16 protein-coding genes are annotated in these 18,969 nt (G+C 72.3%); 10 read left to right on the forward strand and 6 right to left on the reverse strand.

Going from position 1 to position 18,969, the window contains the following annotated elements:
* Window positions 1–27 precede the first annotated feature (27 nt).
* Window positions 28–1,590 carry a hypothetical protein gene (locus K7C20_RS22680; protein WP_053209506.1) on the forward strand — a complete coding sequence of 521 codons (1,563 nt, stop codon included), beginning with the start codon at window positions 28–30 and terminating at the stop codon, window positions 1,588–1,590.
* Between the two features lie 194 nt (window positions 1,591–1,784).
* On the opposite strand, the gene K7C20_RS22685 is transcribed toward K7C20_RS22680, so the two are convergent.
* Window positions 1,785–2,660 carry a peptidoglycan-binding protein gene (locus K7C20_RS22685; protein WP_053209505.1) on the reverse strand — a complete coding sequence of 292 codons (876 nt, stop codon included), beginning with the start codon at window positions 2,658–2,660 and terminating at the stop codon, window positions 1,785–1,787.
* 905 nt (window positions 2,661–3,565) lie between these two features.
* Between K7C20_RS22685 and sucC the strand changes: the two genes are divergently transcribed.
* Both sucC and sucD read left to right on the forward strand, forming a co-directional pair.
* Window positions 3,566–4,741 carry an ADP-forming succinate--CoA ligase subunit beta gene (gene sucC, locus K7C20_RS22690; RefSeq protein WP_030082899.1) on the forward strand — a complete coding sequence of 392 codons (1,176 nt, stop codon included), beginning with the start codon at window positions 3,566–3,568 and terminating at the stop codon, window positions 4,739–4,741.
* 20 nt (window positions 4,742–4,761) lie between these two features.
* Window positions 4,762–5,646, forward strand: a complete 885-nt coding sequence (gene sucD / locus K7C20_RS22695) for a succinate--CoA ligase subunit alpha (RefSeq protein ID WP_030082896.1) — start codon at window positions 4,762–4,764, stop codon at window positions 5,644–5,646.
* 267 nt (window positions 5,647–5,913) lie between these two features.
* Here sucD and K7C20_RS22700 read toward each other — a convergent pair whose 3' ends face one another.
* Together K7C20_RS22700 and K7C20_RS22705 are read right to left on the reverse strand one after the other, a co-directional pair.
* Entirely contained in the window at window positions 5,914–6,648 is a 735-nt protein-coding gene (locus K7C20_RS22700; RefSeq protein ID WP_053209504.1) for a DUF4232 domain-containing protein, read from the reverse strand.
* A gap of 215 nt (window positions 6,649–6,863) precedes the next feature.
* Window positions 6,864–7,703, reverse strand: coding sequence for a sigma factor-like helix-turn-helix DNA-binding protein (locus K7C20_RS22705; protein ID WP_245171363.1), 840 nt, complete (start codon window positions 7,701–7,703; stop codon window positions 6,864–6,866).
* 99 nt (window positions 7,704–7,802) lie between these two features.
* On the opposite strand from K7C20_RS22705, the gene K7C20_RS22710 reads away from it, so the two are divergent.
* Window positions 7,803–9,689: a cell division protein PerM gene (locus K7C20_RS22710; RefSeq protein WP_245171361.1), complete on the forward strand. Its 1,887-nt coding sequence runs from the start codon at window positions 7,803–7,805 to the stop codon at window positions 9,687–9,689.
* A 38-nt stretch (window positions 9,690–9,727) separates the two neighbouring features.
* Here K7C20_RS22710 and K7C20_RS22715 read toward each other — a convergent pair whose 3' ends face one another.
* The gene (locus K7C20_RS22715; RefSeq protein WP_030082887.1) at window positions 9,728–10,639 is read right to left on the reverse strand and encodes a hypothetical protein; all 912 of its coding nucleotides are present in this window, start codon (window positions 10,637–10,639) and stop codon (window positions 9,728–9,730) included.
* Between the two features lie 244 nt (window positions 10,640–10,883).
* On the opposite strand from K7C20_RS22715, the gene purN reads away from it, so the two are divergent.
* Together purN and purH are read left to right on the forward strand one after the other, a co-directional pair.
* Entirely contained in the window at window positions 10,884–11,579 is a 696-nt protein-coding gene (gene purN / locus K7C20_RS22720) for a phosphoribosylglycinamide formyltransferase (protein WP_030082885.1), read from the forward strand.
* Complete coding sequence (gene purH, locus K7C20_RS22725; RefSeq protein ID WP_053209503.1) at window positions 11,576–13,141, forward strand: bifunctional phosphoribosylaminoimidazolecarboxamide formyltransferase/IMP cyclohydrolase; 1,566 nt, start codon at window positions 11,576–11,578, stop codon at window positions 13,139–13,141. Before purN ends, purH begins: the two co-directional genes overlap by 4 nt.
* 67 nt (window positions 13,142–13,208) lie before the next feature.
* Here purH and K7C20_RS22730 read toward each other — a convergent pair whose 3' ends face one another.
* Entirely contained in the window at window positions 13,209–13,775 is a 567-nt protein-coding gene (locus K7C20_RS22730; protein WP_030082879.1) for a hypothetical protein, read from the reverse strand.
* A 207-nt stretch (window positions 13,776–13,982) separates the two neighbouring features.
* On the reverse strand, window positions 13,983–14,765 hold the full coding sequence (locus tag K7C20_RS22735; protein WP_053209502.1) for an RDD family protein: 783 nt from the start codon (window positions 14,763–14,765) through the stop codon (window positions 13,983–13,985).
* 242 nt (window positions 14,766–15,007) lie between these two features.
* Between K7C20_RS22735 and K7C20_RS22740 the strand changes: the two genes are divergently transcribed.
* From K7C20_RS22740 to K7C20_RS22760, 4 genes are all read left to right on the forward strand, one after another.
* Window positions 15,008–15,862 carry a bifunctional methylenetetrahydrofolate dehydrogenase/methenyltetrahydrofolate cyclohydrolase gene (locus K7C20_RS22740; RefSeq protein WP_030082875.1) on the forward strand — a complete coding sequence of 285 codons (855 nt, stop codon included), beginning with the start codon at window positions 15,008–15,010 and terminating at the stop codon, window positions 15,860–15,862.
* Between the two features lie 65 nt (window positions 15,863–15,927).
* Complete coding sequence (locus K7C20_RS22745) at window positions 15,928–16,356, forward strand: DUF3017 domain-containing protein (RefSeq protein WP_030082874.1); 429 nt, start codon at window positions 15,928–15,930, stop codon at window positions 16,354–16,356.
* 330 nt (window positions 16,357–16,686) lie between these two features.
* Window positions 16,687–17,655, forward strand: coding sequence for a peptidoglycan-binding protein (locus tag K7C20_RS38360; protein ID WP_063781285.1), 969 nt, complete (start codon window positions 16,687–16,689; stop codon window positions 17,653–17,655).
* Complete coding sequence (locus tag K7C20_RS22760) at window positions 17,652–18,725, forward strand: helix-turn-helix domain-containing protein (RefSeq protein WP_053209500.1); 1,074 nt, start codon at window positions 17,652–17,654, stop codon at window positions 18,723–18,725. The genes K7C20_RS38360 and K7C20_RS22760 overlap by 4 nt, the downstream gene beginning before the upstream one ends.
* Window positions 18,726–18,969: the final 244 nt, after the last annotated feature.

Genomic DNA, 18,969 nt, shown 5'->3' on the forward strand with positions numbered 1-18,969 from the left:
CTCCTGAATTCGAAGGACATCACCTCCATGCGCTCGAACATTCGCCGTTCCATCGTCGTTGCCGCCGCCGCCACCGGCCTGTGGGCCCTGGGCTCCGTCGCCGCCAACGCCGCCGAGCTGCCCGTCGGTTCGGACCTGCCGGCCACCGGCACGGTGACCGACACCGCCAAGCAGCTGCCCACGGGTGACGTGGCCGGCACCGCGAAGAAGACGGCCGGGACCGTCACCTCCACCGCCAAGAAGACGGTGGGCAAGGCCACCGGCGCCCTGGGCGGCGGCGTGTCGGCCCAGGACCTGCCCACCGGCGAGCTGCCGCAGGTCGGCGGGGTGACCGGGGCGCTGGACGGTGTGCAGAAGCAGGTCCGCGGCGCCGGTCTGCCGAAGACCGGTGAGGTGCAGAAGGCCGCCGACCTGAAGAAGGCCAAGAAGGCCGCCAAGGCCGTCAAGAAGGCCGCCAAGGCCGCCGACCTCGGCAAGGCCGGCCGCCTCACGAACGGCACGCTGCCCTCCGTTCCGTCGCTGCCCGCGACCCCGGGCGTCCCGACCGCCCACCTCCCCGGCACCCCGGCGCTGCCGAAGGCCCCCGCGCTGCCCAAGGCGCCGGGCTCGGCCGACAACCTGCTGGCCGGTCTCGCCGGTGCGGGCATCCGCCCCGAGCAGCTGGCGAAGCAGGCCCAGGGTGTCCTGGCCACCGCCCGTCCGGCCATCGACCAGACGGCCTCCGACGTGCTGCCGCCCGTCGCCCGCCGGGTCGTCGTCAAGGTCGTGCCGGTTGCCCAGGGTGCGGTCGGCGGTGCCGGTCAGCTCGCCGGTGACGCGGCCGGCCAGGCGACCCCGTTCGTGATCACGGTCGGCGGCCAGGCGCAGCTGTTCGTGCAGGGTGCGGCCGCCGACGCGGTGCCGTTCGCGCAGGGTGTGGCCGCCGACGCCGCGCCGTTCGTCCAGGGGAAGGCGACCGACACCGTGGCGTTCGCGCAGGGTGCGGCCGCTGACGCCACCCCGTTCGCGCAGGGCCTGGCCGCCGTCGTCGTGACCGACGCGCAGGGCACCGCCGGCAAGGCCGTCGCCGGTGTGCAGGGCCTGACCCCGGTGAAGTCCGTGCCGGCCGTCCCCGCCGTGCCGGCCGTCCCCGCCGTGCCGGCCGTCCCCGCCGTGCCGGCCGTTCCCGCCGTGCCGGCCGTCCCCGCCGTGCCGGCCGTTCCCGCCGTGCCGGCCGTCCCGTCCGTGCCCGCGGTTCCGGCCAACGTGACGGACGCCGTCCCGGCCGTCCCGTCCGTGCCCGCCGTCCCGGCCAACGTGACGGACGCCGTCCCGGCCGTCCCGTCCGTGCCCGCCGTCCCGGCCAACGTGACCGACGCGGTTCCGGCCGTCCCGGCCAACCTGACCGACGCCGTTGCCGTTCCGGCCCTCCCGGCCGTGCCCGCCAACCTGACTGACGCCGTTGCCGTTCCGGCCGTCCCGGCCGTCCCCGCCGTCCCGGCCAACCTGACCGACGCCGTTGCCGTCCCGGCCGTGCCCGCCAACCTGGCCGACCTGACCAACGCCGCCAACATCCCGGCGCTGCCGGCCCTCCCGGTCCAGACCGTCTGAGGCCTCGGGCCGACACCACCGGCTCATCGGCCGCGGCGGCGGCCGATGCCGGAACACCCATGAACAGCCGGGCGGACCTCTGTGGGGGAGGGCCGCCCGGCCTTGGTGTATCCACCGCACCTCATTCGTACCGCGACGTGCCAACGGGCTTGCAGAAGCTAAGTGTTGGGGTATGTGTTGGGCTACGTGCGGGGCTACGTGTGGGGCACCCGCAACCGTCCCCAGCTGACCTGTCCCGGCACCCCGTCCGCATCCTCGCCGTGGAAGCCGAGCTTGCGCTGCCAGGCCGCGTACGACTTCCGGTCCGCCTCGGTCCACTCCGGACCGGGGCCGACTTCGTAATGGCCGCAGTCCTCGGCCACCAGCCGCGCCCCCATCGCCGTGATCACCGGGCTGCGGGCCCCGGACCGGAAGAAGCCGCTGCCGGGGAACGGCTCGTACGCCGGCTGCTGCGGCTCCGGCGAGCCCTCCGCCGGCTTCGCCAGCCGCTTCTTGATCCGGCCCCGCAGGCCGTCCATCGTGATGCCGCGCGGATCGACCTTCCCCGGCTGCCACTCCTTGTGCCCGATCACCGAGCGCTCGCTCCAGCCGTGCGCACGGCAGATCGCCGCCGCGGCCTTCTCGACGGCGAGCTTCTGCGCCTCGGGCCAAGGGTCCTTGCCATCGCCGAGGTTGATGCATTCGAAGCCGTAGAAGTGGCGGTTGCCGTCGGTGTCCGCCTCGTCGTCCGGCGGCAGCTCCGCGTCCTCGTTGACCACCGCACGCAGGACGTCGCCGTCACCGAGCCCGGCGTGGTTGGCACGGCCATTGCCGACGAGATGGACCTGGCCCTGTTTGTCGATCACGCCGTGGCACAGCGGCCCCGGCAGGTCGGAGCGCCCGTCGTAACACAGGTCCACCGAGCTGTCGGTGCCCTGTGTGGCGGTGTGATGGATCATCACGCCGTTCATCGGGCCCCAGGGGCCTTTGGCGTTCCGGTTGTGCTCACGCCAGTCGCGGACCTCGTGGACCACCAGGCCCTCGTCGCGCAGCGCCGCGACCAGCTTGCTCGCGGTCAGGGGAGTGGCCATCGGCCCGTACCTCCTACGTCGACCGCGGCTTCGGCCGCCGCGGTGGTCTGTGCCCTGCCCGGCACCGGACCCGCCGCGCCGTACGTCGCTTCCGGCGCCGAGTGCGAGGGCGCCGAGAAATCGAGAAAGGGGGAACGGGAGGGACGGGACCAAGCCTGAAGTGTGTGACTCCTGATGCGTTTGTATCCGTAGGTGCTCAAGACAGTGTCCGAAGCGGGAAGTTGAAGGGTCAAGAGGCCTTTTCGGACCCGATGGCGGGGGTCCGGTGAGTGCGACTCGCGGCTGCTTCCCCGCGGATTCCCGTGCCGTCGGAACCGGAATCGCCGGAGGCGGGGCGCACAGAGGCGACCGGGAGGAGGCCGCGAAGGATGCGCGATGTGCGCATGCACGCCGAGTGACAACCGGGCCCTCGTACGGCGGGGCGGGCGGCCCCTGATCGTGAAGATCTTCGGGGAGGTCGAAAACCGGGCGACGCAAACAGACTCACGGCAAACCGGCCGACGGCAGGCAGACTCACGGCAAACCGGCCGACGGCATTCAGACCCACGGCAAACAGACCCACGGCAAACAGACCCACGGCGCACAGGCCCGCGGCGAACCAGCGCACGGCGAACCGGCGCACGGCAAACCAGCTCATGACAAACCGGCCGACGGCATGCAGAAATCCCGAGAAGGCGTAACTTGGCCAAAAGATCTGTGATGGTAATCACCGCTGGAGTGTGATCTGCGATTTAGGGCCTCACGTCCTGCGGCGATAACCTGCGAGACGGACATGCCGCGTATCCGGTCACCGTGTACGCCTCCCTCAGTGACAGCGCCGTCACGTTGCCCTTCGCGGCACGCCCATCGCAGACAACGAACCGCGATCACTACGGCGATTCTGAGAAGACAAGGGACGGACGCGCGTGGACCTGTTCGAGTACCAGGCGAGGGACCTCTTCGCCAAGCACGGTGTACCGGTGCTGGCCGGTGAAGTCATCGACACGCCTGAGGCGGCGCGCGAGGCGACCCAGCGGCTGGGCGGCAAGTCGGTCGTCAAGGCGCAGGTGAAGGTCGGTGGCCGCGGCAAGGCCGGCGGCGTGAAGCTGGCCACCAGTGAGGACGACGCGGTCGAGAAGGCCGGTCAGATCCTGGGCATGGACATCAAGGGCCACACGGTCCACAAGGTGATGATTGCCGAGACGGCTCCGGAGATCGCCGAGGAGTACTACGTCTCGTACCTCCTCGACCGCACCAACCGCACCTTCCTGGCCATGGCCTCCGTCGCCGGCGGCATGGACATCGAGGAGGTCGCGGCCACCCGGCCCGACGAGCTCGCGAAGGTCCCGGTCGACGCCAACGAGGGCGTCACGATCGAGAAGGCCCGCGAGATCGTCGCCCAGGCGAAGTTCCCGGCCGAGGTCGCCGAGCAGGTCGCCGAGGTCATGGTGACCCTGTGGAAGACCTTCGTCTCCGAGGACGCGCTCCTCGTCGAGGTCAACCCGCTGGCCAAGGTCGCGAGCGGTGAGGTCATCGCCCTCGACGGCAAGGTGTCCCTCGACGAGAACGCCGAGTTCCGCCAGCCGGAGCACGAGGCCCTCGAGGACAAGGACGCAGCCAACCCGCTCGAGGCTGCTGCCAAGGCCAAGGGCCTGAACTACGTCAAGCTCGACGGCCAGGTCGGCATCATCGGCAACGGCGCGGGTCTCGTCATGAGCACCCTGGACGTCGTCGCCTACGCCGGCGAGCAGCACAACAACGTCAAGCCCGCCAACTTCCTCGACATCGGTGGCGGCGCCTCCGCCGAGGTCATGGCGAACGGCCTGGAGATCATTCTCGGCGACCCGGACGTCAAGTCCGTCTTCGTCAACGTCTTCGGTGGCATCACCGCCTGTGACGAGGTCGCCAACGGCATCGTCCAGGCCCTGGAGCTGCTCAAGTCCAAGGGCGAGGACGTCAACAAGCCCCTGGTCGTGCGCCTCGACGGCAACAACGCGGAGCTCGGTCGCGAGATCCTGTCGAAGGCCAACCACCCGCTGGTGCAGCGTGTGGACACCATGGACGGCGCGGCCGACAAGGCCGCCGAGCTGGCTGCTAAGTAAAGGACGAGGACACAACAACCATGGCTATCTTCCTGACCAAGGAAAGCAAGGTCATCGTCCAGGGCATGACCGGTGCCACTGGCATGAAGCACACCAAGCTGATGCTCGGTGACGGCACCAACATCGTCGGCGGTGTGAACCCCCGCAAGGCCGGCACCAGTGTCGACTTCGACGGCACCGACGTGCCCGTCTTCGGCTCGGTCGCCGAGGCGATGGAGAAGACCGGCGCCGATGTGTCCGTCCTCTTCGTGCCGCCGGCCTTCGCCAAGGCCGCCGTCGTCGAGGCGATCGACGCGGAGATCCCGCTGGCCGTCGTGATCACCGAGGGCATCGCGGTCCACGACTCCGCCGCCTTCTGGGCGTACGCGAAGGCCAAGGGCAACAAGACCCGGATCATCGGCCCGAACTGCCCCGGCCTGATCACCCCCGGCCAGTCCAACGCCGGCATCATCCCGGGCGACATCACCAAGCCCGGCCGCATCGGTCTGGTGTCCAAGTCGGGCACGCTGACCTACCAGATGATGTACGAGCTGCGTGACATCGGCTTCTCCTCGGCCGTCGGCATCGGTGGCGACCCGGTCATCGGCACCACCCACATCGACGCCCTCCAGGCGTTCGAGGCGGACCCCGACACCGACCTGATCGTGATGATCGGCGAGATCGGCGGCGACGCCGAGGAGCGTGCGGCCGACTTCATCAAGGCCAACGTCTCCAAGCCGGTCGTCGGCTACGTCGCGGGCTTCACCGCGCCCGAGGGCAAGACCATGGGCCACGCCGGCGCCATCGTCTCCGGCTCCTCCGGCACCGCCCAGGCGAAGAAGGAGGCCCTGGAGGCCGCCGGCGTCAAGGTCGGCAAGACCCCGTCGGAGACCGCGCGGCTGGCCCGCGAGATCCTCGGCGGCTGACTGCTGCCTCCCGGCCCCACCGCCGGATCAGACGCACGCCGTCCCTGACGGCCGTCATCGATACCGCCGGACTCCCGCCCTTGTGGCGGGGGTCCGGCGGTGTGCGTTCCGGGGTGCAACCGCGCTGTGCCGAGAAAGTCCGCTGCCCCGGTGTGACACACCGGGACAGCGGACTTTCTCGGCACAGCGCCGGCGGGATGCGTCCTCTCCGAGCTGGTCGGGCTCGCAGAGGTGTTCTTGGCTCATGTCCGGGGCAGCGCCGGGTGGTCAGCCGATGGGGTTGACGAAGGTGGCCGGGTGGGTGGCGCCGGTCTGGTCGACGAGCGGGCCCCAGGGCCACTTCAGGGTCAGCGAGGTGGTCTCGTTCGGCGGGGTGACGGTCACGGAGGCGGGCATCCAGGGGTGCGCCTCGTCCTTCTCGGCCAGGGCGAGGTTGATCGTGAAGTCGGTGCTGTCCCCGGGTGCCAGGGTGATCGAGGTGTGCTTGGCCGACGAGCGGCGCAGCGACCAGCTCTGACCGTTCTCGGACTTGAGGTCCACGCCCGGGAAGCCGCCGATCTTGCAGCTGCTGCTGCCCTTGTTGGTCAGCACGATGCTGGTGGTCGTCGCGCCTTTTCCGTTCGGGTCCGGAGTCGCGTCCTCGCCCGTGGCGAACGCTGCCGTCAGGCCGGAGGTGTGGCAGCGCTGGACGCCCGAGCTCGCCTTGCCACCGCCGCCGTTGGCGTGCGCGCTGCCCGGCTGCTTGGCCGCAGCGTCCGCCTTGGTGTCGACCTTGGCACCGGGGGCCGCCTGGGCGTCGGAGCCCTGCGCTCCGGCGGAGGAGCCCGCACCATCGGCCTCGACGGCGGCCGCGCCCGTGTCCGTGCGGCCCGCGGGCTTCGCGCCGGCGGCGTCCGAACCGGAGCAGGCGGTCAGGGTGAGGCCGGCGGCTGCGGTCAGGGCCGCGGCGGCAATGCGCAGGGTGCGGCGGCGAGCGGTGCGGACGGTGGTGTCGGAGCTCATTTCGGGTCCCCCCAGGACGGTCGGTGTCGTTGTTTCCTCGGTACGTCACCCACTTTGGTCTGGCCCACTATCGAGAAGCTGCCGCTCCGCTAACGACCGGCTAACACGGGCGGCTGACACGGGTGTGAGGAGGGGGAGGGCGCCAAGGGGAGCCCGAAGAGCCAGGCGTGGCCGCCTAGTTGGGAGACACGCAGCGGCTTGCCGTCGGGCACGCCCTAGCGGACGTCGGGGGTCAGCCGGGCCTGCCGGAGCCGCTTCCGCACGGCTGCGTTTCCCTGCTTCCTGATGTCCGCGCCACGGCGCGGGGTCGGTGAGAGACGGGTGTGCGGCGCGGTCGCCAGGGGTCTGTCCGGCGACGGTGTGTAGTGGTCCGGCGTCACGATCATCATCACCAGCGTCGCCAGCGCGAAGAGTCCGGTCAGCCCGACGGCCGCAAGCGTGGTCCGCAGGTCGCTGCGCTCGCTGCCGCTCCGCACGCCCTGCGCGTCGGCGGGGGTCACCTGCTGTGCGGCCGCCAGCCCGGTGATCCCGGCCCGCAGGATCTCGCCCTGCCGGACCGGCTCCTGCCCGCCGAGCCCCAGTTCCGGCAGCCGCTCGGCGAGCCGCTCGCGCGCATGCGTCAGCCGCCCGGCCGCGGCCGGTGTGCTCGCCTCGATCTCCGCCGCGGTCTCGTAGAGGCCCATCCCGAGCCCGTCGTGCAGCAGGAGCGCCCGCCGGTACGGGGCGGGCAGACTCAGCAGCGCCTCCAGCAGCGCACGGTCCGAGGGCTCGCTCTCCTGACAGTGCCTCGGCTTACGGGCGGGCCGCAGCCCCGGGCACAGCCGGTGCCACGGCGTCAGCGCGTACTCGTACGCGGCCGCCCGCACCCACCCCGCAGGATCCGGGTCCACCGCGACCTGCGGCCAGCGCTGCCAGGCCAGCCGGAATCCCTGCTCCACGGCCCGCCGTGCGAGCCGCGGCCGGCCGGTGAGCAGATACGTCTGCTGCGTCAGCGCCGCTGCGTGCCGGGCGTGGAGATCGTCGAAGGCACTGGCGGCCTGCTCGCGCTGGGTCATACAGAGCAGTGTGAAAACTGGCATCACCGGATGCACCGCGACACGTCGGGCATTTCACCAGTACAGGGATGAAAGGTCTCTTGTTGGCAGCATGTCCGCGTGAGCCAGTTGACCGATCGTGGCCCTACGTTGTCCTCGCACGGCCGAGCCGCCGCGCAACGCTCCTCCGCGATCGGCGCGGCCTTCCTCGGCGGTGTGACGGCCGCCGGTCTCGGCCTCGGCGCGCTGGCGGTCGCCGTGCTGCTGCTCTGGGTCGCCTCCCCCGCCCCCGACAGCGGCCCGTCCCGGGCGCTGCATCTCGCCGCCGACCTGTGGCTGATGGCGCACGGCGGCGACCTCGTACGCACCACGGGCCACTCCGGTGCCGCGGCCCCGGTCGCCGTGACCCCGCTGCTGCTCGCCGTCCTCCCGGTCTGGCTGCTCCACCGGGCCGCCCGCCACGCCCTGGCGACCGCGGCCGACGGCCACCCCGGGCCCGGCGCGGACGGCGGCGGCGAGGCGGACGTCAGCCGGGCGGTCGCGCCGCGCACCCTGCTCGGTGCGCTGCTCACCGGCTATCTGCTGATCGCGGCCGGTGCGCTGATCTACGCCTGCACCGGGCGGATGAGTGCCGAGCCCCTCAGCGTGCTGGCCGCCGTACCGGCCACCGCGGCCGCCACCCTCGGCGGCACGGCCTGGTGCCTGCTCGGGCACCCGGGTACCGCACTGCTGCCCGCCTGCGTTCTGCGGGCCGGGGCCAACGTGCCGCGCGGTCTGCGGACCCTCCTCGGCGGCTCCCGGTCCGCCGCCGCGCACCGCGCCGCAGGCAGCGCCCTCGGTGCCCTGCTCGCCGCCGGCGCACTCCTCACCCTGCTCTCCCTGGGCCTGCACGCGGACCGGGTACGCCTGGACCTGCTGCACCTGGCGCCCGACTGGGCGAGCCGCGCCACGGTGCTGCTGCTGTGCCTCTTCCTGCTCCCGAACGCGGCCGTGTGGGGTGCCGCATACGGCCTGGGGCCGGGCTTCACGGTCGGCGCCGGCAGCACGGTCGGCCCGCTGGGAACCGCGGCCCCGTCCGTGCTGCCCCAGCTTCCGCTGCTCAGCGGGCTACCGGACGCCGGACCGGGCAACCCGCTGACCTGGGCGGTTGTCGTGGTGCCCGTGGTGGCGGGGGCGTTGCTGGCCCGCTCGGTGGTCCGCTCCGTGGCCCGTGACGCGGCGGCCTCCGGCGCGCCCTGGTCCTGGTGGACGACCACCTGCGTGGCAGCTCTGGCCGCCGGCCTCTGCGGCGTCGTCCTGGCGGCGCTCGCGGGCCTGGCGGGGGGCGCGCTGGGCACCGGCGCGCTCGCCTCGTTCGGCCCGAGCTGGTGGCGTACGGGCCTCGCGGCAGCGGGCTGGACCGCCCTGACCGGCGTCCCGGGCGCGATCGCCCTACGGGCCTGGCGACTGCGCGCCGGGCGCCTGGAGGACGGGGCCGGTCAGCAGGGCCAGGAGGGTCAGCAGGGCCAGCAGGGTCAGGGGGGCCAACAGGGTCAGGGGGAGCCGGCCGGTACGAAGGGCGGCGGCGCGAAGGACGGTGATACGGACGGAGAGGACCGTACGAGCACGAAGGGCACGGAGGGGGAGGCCCGCGCAAAGGGTCGCGGCCGCGCAAAGGGGGACGGCCGCGCAAAGGGGGAGGCCCGTACGAAGGGCGGCAGCGTCAAGAAGGGCGCAGGCCGTACGAAGGGCGCGGCCCGTAGGGAGGGCCCGGTCGGCGCGGAAGCCGACGGCGGCGCCAGGAGCGCCGGCGGTAGGGACGGTACGAACGCTGCGGCGGACGGAGCCGACCGGGGCGCCGCCGAAGACACCCGCCCCGACACCACCACCACCCCGGCTGCCTCCGGCACCGGTGCCGGTCCCGGCCCCGATGCCGAACCTCATCCCGACGCCGGCACCCTCACGGCGGCCGCGAAACCGGCCGCCACCTCTGCCGCCTCTGTCACCTCAGCCGGCTCGGACAGCTGACACCGGCTGCGCCGCCACCTACTGCTGTGTGCTCAGCCCTACTGCTGTGTACCCAGCAGCGGCCGCAGCTCCTTCGGCAGCAGCTTTTCGCAGGACTTGCCGGACGACTGGGTCAGGGCGTCGTTCACGCAGGTGAAGTAGTCGCGGTAGACGATCTGCACGGTGAAGGTCGCGGCCACCATCATCAGCGCCAGCGACGCGATCACCAGCCCCGCGATCGCCGCGGTGACCTGCGGCCGGGTGGTGCCGGTGCCGGGCGCGGCCGGGGCGCCGGGCTGCGATTCCGGGGCGGGCTGGGTGGTGGGGGCGGGGCGGCCCTCCATGGCGGCGGTGGTGGCCGCGGCAGAGGCCTTCGCGGGGTTCGGCTTGGCGCGCAGCGAGCTGATGCCCCAGTAGATCGCCAGCACGCCCAGCAGCAGGGCGACCTCCGGGAGGCTGAACAGCACGGAGAAGAACGACCACAGACCGGCGAGGAGTGCGTAGCGCGCCCGCCGCTGGGACGGGTCGGTGGGGTCCCAGCGCAGCCCGCCGGGGTTGCCGGAACCACCGGGGCCGCTGTTCTGCTGGCCGTTGCGGCCGCCCGGCCGGGTGCCGAATCCGCCGCTCTGCCGGCCCGGCTGCCGGGGGCTCCACTGGTTGCCCCAGCTCGGTGTCTGCTCGTCCTGCGGGGGCTCCTCCTCGCCGTCGTGGCCCTGGCCCGGGGTGTGGGCGCGGTGGCGCGGGCGCCACTCCTGGTCGGGGGCGTCGGGCGGCGGCGGGGCGAAGGGGTTGTCCCGGTCGGAGTCCGGGGAGGCCGGGGCATCCGGGGCGTCGGGCTCCGGGGACGAGGACGACGACTTGCGCTCACGCGGCAGCAGCACCACCCCGGGGGCGGTGGCGGGCTGGGGGAACCACCCAGCGGTAGCTGGGGGAGGGAGCAGGAGGGCCGCGCGGCGGCGTCGGTCCGTCATCTGGAGTGTGTCTTCCCCTTGTCTCGTCCGTACGCGGGCCTCGCGACCGGCGCCCGGTTACCACGAACTGCATGCAGTCTTACGCCTGACGCTACCTCCCGTGCCCGCCCCCGTCCCGCGGGGGCCGCTCGGTGTGCCGGTATCGTTGCTGACGGTCGGCGCCTTCGTAGGGTTCCCCGGATCTGCGGTACCCGCAGTCTTGTACGACCACACAAAGCACGCGAGATCGGAAAAGAGCCCCGCCGTGGCTTCCTCCCCAGCCCCCGCCCAGCCCTCCCTTCCCCAGGCTCGCCCCGCGGACCGAGCAGGGGAGACCCCCCTCGGCCGCCCGGCCCGCATCGTCGTCCTCGTCTCCGGTTCCGGTACGAACCTCCAGGCGCTGCTGGACGCCATCGCGGAGGAGGGCCCGCAGGCGTACGGAGCCGAGATCGTGGCCGTCGGCGCCGACCGGGAGGCCATCGTGGGCCTGGAGCGCGCCGGGGCCGCGGGGCTCCCGACGTTCGTCTGCCGGGTCAAGGACTACGAAAGCCGCGCGGACTGGGATGCGGCGCTCACCGAAGCGATCGCCGCGTACGAGCCCGATCTGGTGGTCTCGGCCGGTTTCATGAAGATCCTGGGCAAGGAGTTCCTCGCCCGCTTCGGCGGCCGCACCGTCAATACCCACCCGGCGCTGCTGCCGAGTTTTCCCGGTGCCCATGGCGTGCGTGATGCGCTCGCGTACGGCGCAAAGGTCACCGGATGCACCGTTCACTTCGTCGACGACGGTGTCGACACCGGCCCGATCATCGCCCAGGGCGTGGTCGAGGTCCGGGATGAGGACGATGAATCCGCGCTGCACGAGCGCATCAAGGAAGTCGAGCGATCACTGCTCGTCGAGGTCGTGGGGCGTCTGGCCCGGCACGGCTACCGCATTGAGGGACGAAAGGTACGTATCTCGTGACCGCCACCGAAGGTACGAAGCGGCCCATCCGCCGCGCTCTGGTCAGCGTCTATGACAAGTCCGGGCTGGAGGAGCTGGCGCAGGGGCTGCACGCGGCGGGCGTCCAGCTCGTCTCGACCGGGTCGACGGCCGCGAAGATCGCCGGGGCCGGGGTGCCGGTCACCAAGGTCGAGGAGCTGACGGGTTTCCCCGAGTGCCTCGACGGCCGGGTCAAGACCCTGCACCCCAAGGTGCACGCCGGCATCCTGGCCGACCTCCGCCTGGAGGACCACCGCAGCCAGCTGGCCGATCTCGGTGTCGAGCCGTTCGACCTGGTGATCGTCAATCTCTACCCGTTCCGGGAGACCGTCGCCTCCGGCGCCACTCCCGACGAGTGTGTGGAGCAGATCGACATCGGCGGCCCGTCGATGGTCCGCGCCGCCGCCAAGAACCACCCGTCGGTGGCCGTGGTCGTCAACCCCGCCCGCTACGGCGATGTCCTGGAGGCCGTCACCGGCGGCGGCTTCGAACTGGACCGGCGCAAGCGGCTGGCGGCCGAGGCCTTCCAGCACACCGCGGCCTACGACGTGGCCGTCGCCTCCTGGTTCGCCGATGGCTACGCGGCCGCGGACGACTCCGCCTTCCCCGAGTTCCTCGGCGCCACCTACGCCCGCAAGAACGTCCTGCGCTACGGCGAGAACCCGCACCAGGGGGCCGCGCTGTACGTGGACGGCAGCGGCGGGCTCGCGGAGGCCGAGCAGCTGCACGGCAAGGAGATGTCGTACAACAACTACACGGACACCGACGCCGCGCGCCGGGCCGCGTACGACCACGCCGAGCCGTGCGTGGCGATCATCAAGCACGCCAACCCCTGCGGTATCGCGGTCGCCGCGGACATCGCCGAGGCGCATCGCAACGCGCACGCCTGTGACCCGCTCTCGGCGTTCGGCGGCGTCATCGCCGTCAACCGCCCGGTCTCCGTGGCGATGGCCGAGCAGGTCGCCGAGATCTTCACCGAGGTCATCGTGGCCCCCGGCTACGAGGACGGTGCGGTCGAGATCCTCGCCCGCAAGAAGAACATCCGGGTGCTGCGCTGCCCCGACGCGCCGTCGAACCCCGTGGAGGTCAAGCCCGTTGACGGCGGCGCCCTGCTCCAGGAGACCGACCGGCTCCAGGCCGGGGGCGACGACCCGGCCAACTGGACGTTGGCCAGCGGTGCCGCACTGTCCGACGGCGAGCTGGCCGAGCTGGCCTTCGCCTGGCGGGCCTGCCGCGCCGTGAAGTCCAACGCGATCCTGCTCGCCAAGGACGGCGCCACGGTCGGCGTCGGCATGGGCCAGGTCAACCGCGTGGACTCCGCGAAGCTGGCGGTGCAGCGTGCGGGCGAGGAGCGGGCGCGCGGCTCCTACGCCGCCTCCGACGCCTTCTTCCCGTTCCCCGACGGCTTCGAGGTGCTGGCCGAGGCCGGCGTCAAGGCCGTGGTCCAGCCGGGCGGTTCGGTCCGTGACGAGCTCGTCGTCGAGGCCGCCAAGAAGGCCGGCGTGACGATGTACTTCACGGGGACCCGGCACTTCTTCCACTGAGCCGGCACCAGCGCAAAGGGCCGCACCCCGGCTGGGGTGCGGCCCTTTGCCGCGCTGTACCGGAAGGTCAGTAACGCGGCCTGTTGAACCAGTGGTTGCTCTCGTCCTTGGAGACGAAGACCACGACCAGGATGCCCAGGATCGTGTGGACCAGGCCGATCGGGAAGCTGAACAGGCTCAGCATGATGGTGGCGACACCGAAGACGATGGTGCCGACCCGGACCCCGCTGCCGCCGTTGGCGAACTGGAGGGCCAGCGTGATCGCGGCCGCGGTGAAGATCACGATGAGCACGATCACCGCGATCAGCAGACCCTTGCCGATGTTGATCGCCGTGACGTCCTCGGTCTGGGCGTACGGCGAGACGTTGTGCGAGGCCTTGCTGACGCCGCCGAGCCCCATCACCGCGAGGATCAGGCCGATGACGTTCAGCCCGGAGAGCACGAACAGCATCACCCGGGCGGCCTTGGCCCCGCCGGGCATCACCGTCGGGTAGGGCATCTGCATACCGGGCATCCCACCGCCGCCCGGGTACGGGCCGTACTGCGGCATCTGCTGCGGCTGCTGCTGGGGGTAGCCGTACCCGGGCTGCTGACCCGGCTGCTGACCGTAAGGGTTCTGGTTGGGATAGCTCACGAGCGGCGTCCTTCAAGCGTCTTGAGCGGATATCAGCGAAGTAAGCGATGGAGGGGACGGTAAGCCACGAGGGTTCCGTTCTGATCCGCGGGGCGGGGGCCCGCCGGCTTACAGCGCCGCGAAGGCCCCGGTCGCGCTGTTGCGAGGGGGCCTTCGGGGAGTGGTGCAGAGCGGGCAGGCCCCTTCAGGGTCTGCCCACTGACCGGATTACTGGGTCTTGACGACCACGGTGCCGACGATCTTGTCGGCGAACGTCTGGGACTTCTCGTCCCACAGCGGCCACCAGTAGCCGAGACCGCACAGCGGGCCGTCCACGGCGTGGCAGAGCTTGCGCACGAAGGCCATACCGAAGCCGATCGGCTGGCCGGTCGTCTCCTTGACCAGGCGGATGTTCATCGCCTTCTTGCCCGGCGTCTGGCCCGTCTTGCCCTCCTTGGCGCACACGAAGAGGGCGGCGCCGAGCGTGACCAGGCCGGCCAGCGTGATCAGGATGAGGGCGAAGACCGGCATGGCGCTGCTGGACGCCGAGCTGTAGGCGTCCGAGATGCACTGGGTGTCGCCGGGCGCGCAGCTCGACGTGTCGATCGAGGTCGAGGAGGCGGAGCTCGCCGCCACGGCGAAGGCAATGCCGTACAGAATGCCCGGAACCACGCCGATGACCAGGCCGTCGAGGAGGGCGGCGCCCACGCGCGCGCCCCAGCTCGCGTAACCCGTCGGCATGCCCATGCCCGGCATACCGGGCTGGCCGTAGGGGGCCGCCGGCTGCTGCGGGTAGCCGTAGCCCTGCTGCTGCGGGACCTGCTGCTGGGGGTAGCCGTAGCCCTGCTGCTGCGGGGCCTGCTGGGGGTAGCCGTAGCCGGGCTGGCCCTGCGGCGGGACCGGGGGCTGCTGGCCGTACGGACCCTGCGGCGCCTGCGGCTGCTGGCCGTACGGGCCCTGCGGCGCCTGCGGCTGCTGGCCGTAGGGGTTGTTCGGGTCGCCGAAGCTCATCTGCTGTTTTCCTCCGTTGGGTGACTGCTGCACGACGCGGCGTGACGCGGAGGAAAAACAGGATTCACTGGCCACCCCCCGGACGAAGCCTGCGGCACTGCCCGTCAATAGTTCTAGTTGCGCATTCACTCTGTCCAGTCAAGGTCCCCAGCTGTTGTCCAAGTGCAATGATCAATTCCGGCCACGGAGGCTTCGCGCGCCCTGATTGGAACGTCACCGCCCTCATCCGGGAGGATGGGGGCATGACTGCCCAGATTCTGGATGGCAAGGCCACCGCAGCCGCTATCAAGTCCGAGCTCACCACCCGCGTCGAGGCGCTGAAGGCCAAGGGTGTGCAGCCCGGCCTGGGCACCCTCCTGGTGGGCGACGACCCGGGCAGCCGCTGGTACGTCAACGGCAAGCACCGCGACTGCGCTCAGGTCGGTATCGCCTCGATCCAGCGGGAACTGCCGGAAACCGCCACCCAGGAAGAGATCGAGGCGGTCGTACGGGAGCTGAACGAGGACCCGGCCTGCACCGGCTACATCGTCCAACTCCCGCTCCCCAAGGGCATCGACGCCAACCGTGTCCTGGAACTGATGGATCCGGCCAAGGACGCCGACGGGCTTCACCCGATGAGCCTGGGCCGGTTGGTACTCGGCATCGAGGGCCCGCTGCCGTGCACCCCGTACGGCATCGTCCAGCTGCTGCGGCGGCACGACGTCGAGATCAAGGGCGCGCACGTGGTGGTCGTCGGCCGCGGGATCACCATCGGCCGCCCGATGCCGCTGGTGCTGACCCGCAAGTCCGAGAACGCCACGGTGACCCAGTGCCACACCGGCACCCGCGATCTGTCCGCGCACCTCAAGCAGGCCGACATCGTCGTCGCCGCGGCCGGTGTGCCGCACATCATCAAGCCCGAGGACATCAAGCCCGGCGCGGCGGTCCTGGACGTCGGCGTCAGCCGTGACGAGGCGGGCAAGATCGTCGGCGATGTGCACCCGGGTGTCGCCGAGGTGGCCGGCTGGGTCGCGCCCAACCCCGGCGGCGTCGGTCCGATGACCCGCGCCCAGCTGCTGGTCAATGTCGTCGAGGCCGCCGAGCGCGCGGCCGGCTGATCGCGCGGGACCTGAGACCCTTGTCTTTGACAGACGGATCCGGACACCGGAAGGGACTGCCAGCCATGGGTGCCGAAGCGCATTCGGACGGGGCCTCCGAGCCGCAGCGCACCTCGCGCCGCTTTCCGACGCTGACCCGCGACACCGCCCGGCCCGAAGGCGGCGGGCGGGCCGTCTCGGGCGGCTTCCCCGCGCCCGCCCGGCAATGGCCGCTGCTCACGGTCATGGGCGGGGTGGCGGCCGGGCTGCTCCTCGTGGCGCTCGACGCGTTCCGCATCGGAGCCTTGGTGATCGGGCTCTCCCTGCTGGCCGGGGCGGTGCTGCGGTGGGCGCTGCCGTCGGTGGGGATGCTGGCCGTGCGCTCCCGCTTCACCGACATGGCGACGTACGGGGTGCTCGGCTTCGTGATCGTGATGCTGTCCCTGATGGTCCAGCCCAAGCCGTGGATCCACATCCCGTTCCTGGACGACATCGTCCACTTCACCGTGCGCTGAGCTTCTCCGTGCGTTTGAGCTTCACCATGCGCTGAGCGCTTCGTGACGGCGGCCCGTCCTCTCCTCCGGGAGAAGGCGGGCCGCCGCTGTGCTGTGCCGGGGTACCGAACGGGGGGCGGGGCGGCGCACGCACCACGGCGGAGGCGGCGCGGGGCGGGCCGTGCGGCCCGTGGGTGTGCCACCGGCCGTGCTTCCACCCGCCGGTGCCGGGCCCTGACCGCCGCCGCGCGGAAACGGTAAAACGGCGAAACGGAGGTCGCGTCCGCGCCATCATCGGCGGCACAGGGGGCTCAGGGCCTCGGGGGAGAACGAACGCGTATGGGGTGGAACATGTCGCGTTGGAAAGGGCTGCCCGCATCACTGGACCACCGGGTGCGGCACCTGATCGTCCAGTTACGGAGGTTGAAGGACCACAGCGGGCTGAGCCTGGCCGCGCTCGCCGCCAGGACCTCGTACAGCAAGTCGTCCTGGGAGCGCTATCTCAACGGCAAGAAGCTGCCGCCGCGCGCTGCCGTGGAGGCGCTGGCCCGGGTCTGCGAGGCCGATGTGCCCCGGCTGCTGGCGCTCCAGGAGGTCGCCGCGCAGGCCTGGAACGCGGAACGGCCGGGGCCGCCACCGCAACCGGGGGCGGAGCGGGACGGGCCGTACGGGCGGGATGGGCAGGACGGGGAGAACGGGGGAGACGGGCGGCACGGGCAGGACGGGGGAGACGGGCAGAACGGCCGGGACCGGCAGGCCGAGCAGACTGAGAAGGCCGAGAAGGCCGAGAAGGCCGAGAAGGCCGAGAAGGCCGAGAAGGCCGAGAAGGCCGAGAAGGCCGTCCCCGCCACCGCCGCACCGTCCGCGTCCGGCCGCAGCATGCCGCTCGGGCCGCTCCTCCTGGGCGCGCTGACCGTGCTCGTCGCGGCCGGTGCGGTGCTGTTGGTGGCCCGGCTCTGGCAGGACGCCAACGGCATCGGGCGCGGCGCGGGCGCCGCGATGACCACCGGGGGCACCGGTGTTGCACCGGCGTTCACCCACCGCCCGGGGGAGGCCTTCGGCTGCCATGTCCAGCGCCGGGCGGGCGCCCTGTATGCCGGGCACAGCCGTACGGACACCGCGGTCCTGGGCAGCGGCGCGTCGGGCTGGGACGTCGTCGAGGCACAGTGCCTGCTGCGCCACCAGGGCTACGACCCGGGCGGGGTGGACGGCATCGTCGGCGGGAGGACCGTACGCGCCGTCAAGCGCCTGCAGGCCAGGTTCAAGCTGCCCACGGACGGGATCGTGGGCCCCGACACCTGGAAGGTGCTGCGCCGGTGAGCGGGCCCGGCAGCGGGCTGCGGGACGGGGTCGAGAACTCCCGGCTGGCGGAGAGACTGCGGGAGTTGCGGCGCCGTACGGGGCTGACCCTGGCCGCGCTCGCCGAGCGGACGCCGTACAGCAAGTCGTCCTGGGAGCGCTATCTCAACGCGAAGAAGCTGCCGCCGCGGGGCGCCGTCGAGGCGCTGTGCCGGCTGGCGGGGGAGCCGCCCGGTCAGCTCGTGGCGCTCTGGGAGCTGGCGGACGCGGCCTGGAGCGGACGCGGCCGGTCGGGCGGGGCACGGAGCGGGACGCGGAGTGGGGTGCGGAGCGGGGCCGGGGACCCGAGCGGGGGTACGGAGCGGGGCCGGGGCGTGGCGCAGCGCCGGAGCGTCGCGCCGGGCGAGGGAGCGGTCGGTGTCGCGGCCGGTGCGCGGCGGGAGGTGCCTGGCCCGCGGGCGAGCGTGGTTGAGGAGTCGGTGGCCCCGGCGGGCGGCGGCGATCGCGCGACCCCGGCACGGCCGCCGCAGCCCGCGCCGCAGCAGCAGCCGCCATCACAGGCGTCACAGCCTCCGCCACAGCCGTCGCCTCCGACACAGCCGTCGCGCCGGGTCGCGGCCGCTGGCGCCGGGGCCTGTGCCGGTGTGGTGGCGGTCGTCGCGGCGCTGGTTTTCGGGGCGGCGGAGGGGGCCGTCGGCAGCGGCCCGGTGGACGGTGCCGCGCCCCGGCCCTCCGAGGTGACCGGCTGCCGGGCGACGGCGTGCGACGGCAAGGACCCGGAGTCGATGTACTGCGAGCTCCCGGGGGCGGCCCGGACGCCCTGGGAGCGAACGGCCGCCCGTGGGCAGCGCGTTCAGATCCGTTACGGCACGGCGTGCGGCGCGGTCTGGGGCCGGCTCCGTGACGGCCGGGTCGGGGACCGCCTCGAAGTGTCGGTGCCGGGGGCGGAGCCGCGGTCCGTGCGGGTGGTGGACCGCTTCGACGCCGAGGGGGATCTCGTCACGCCGATGGCGGCGGCCCGCGGGCCGGAGGGCATCCGCCTGTGCCTCTATCCGGCGGGCGGCGCGGCAGAGGAGTGTTTCTCACAGTAGGCCCCGGAGGGAAGTGCGTGGGCTGTTCTTGTCAGGAAACGTACGGAAGTCGTACGGACTCCGGTCGAAATGCGACACTGTCGGGGCCACGGGGCGCGCGGGTGGGTGACGTATGCCCGCATCCCCGCATGCCCCCGTGGGCCCGTGAAGGGAACTGCCGTCCTGGCCGGGGGCGTTCCCGCGGGGAGCAAGGAGGGCGGGCCGGGGGAGCCGCCCTGTCGCACGTGCGGGGGGATAGGGGGAG

Source organism: Streptomyces decoyicus (assembly GCF_019880305.1).
Lineage (GTDB): Bacteria > Actinomycetota > Actinomycetes > Streptomycetales > Streptomycetaceae > Streptomyces > Streptomyces decoyicus.

Bases quoted from the DNA above. Each gene is read 5' to 3' on its own strand.
- K7C20_RS22745 (WP_030082874.1), top strand. From the start codon at position 15,928: ATGGGTGCCGAAGCGCATTCGGACGGGGCCTCCGAGCCGCAGCGCACC.
- sucD (WP_030082896.1), top strand. From the start codon at position 4,762: ATGGCTATCTTCCTGACCAAGGAAAGCAAGGTCATCGTCCAGGGCATG.
- K7C20_RS22705 (WP_245171363.1), bottom strand. From the start codon at position 7,703: ATGACCCAGCGCGAGCAGGCCGCCAGTGCCTTCGACGATCTCCACGCC.
- K7C20_RS22740 (WP_030082875.1), top strand. From the start codon at position 15,008: ATGACTGCCCAGATTCTGGATGGCAAGGCCACCGCAGCCGCTATCAAG.
- K7C20_RS38360 (WP_063781285.1), top strand. From the start codon at position 16,687: ATGTCGCGTTGGAAAGGGCTGCCCGCATCACTGGACCACCGGGTGCGG.
- K7C20_RS22685 (WP_053209505.1), bottom strand. From the start codon at position 2,660: ATGGCCACTCCCCTGACCGCGAGCAAGCTGGTCGCGGCGCTGCGCGAC.
- K7C20_RS22680 (WP_053209506.1), top strand. From the start codon at position 28: ATGCGCTCGAACATTCGCCGTTCCATCGTCGTTGCCGCCGCCGCCACC.
- K7C20_RS22735 (WP_053209502.1), bottom strand. From the start codon at position 14,765: ATGAGCTTCGGCGACCCGAACAACCCCTACGGCCAGCAGCCGCAGGCG.
- K7C20_RS22715 (WP_030082887.1), bottom strand. From the start codon at position 10,639: ATGACGGACCGACGCCGCCGCGCGGCCCTCCTGCTCCCTCCCCCAGCT.
- K7C20_RS22700 (WP_053209504.1), bottom strand. From the start codon at position 6,648: ATGAGCTCCGACACCACCGTCCGCACCGCTCGCCGCCGCACCCTGCGC.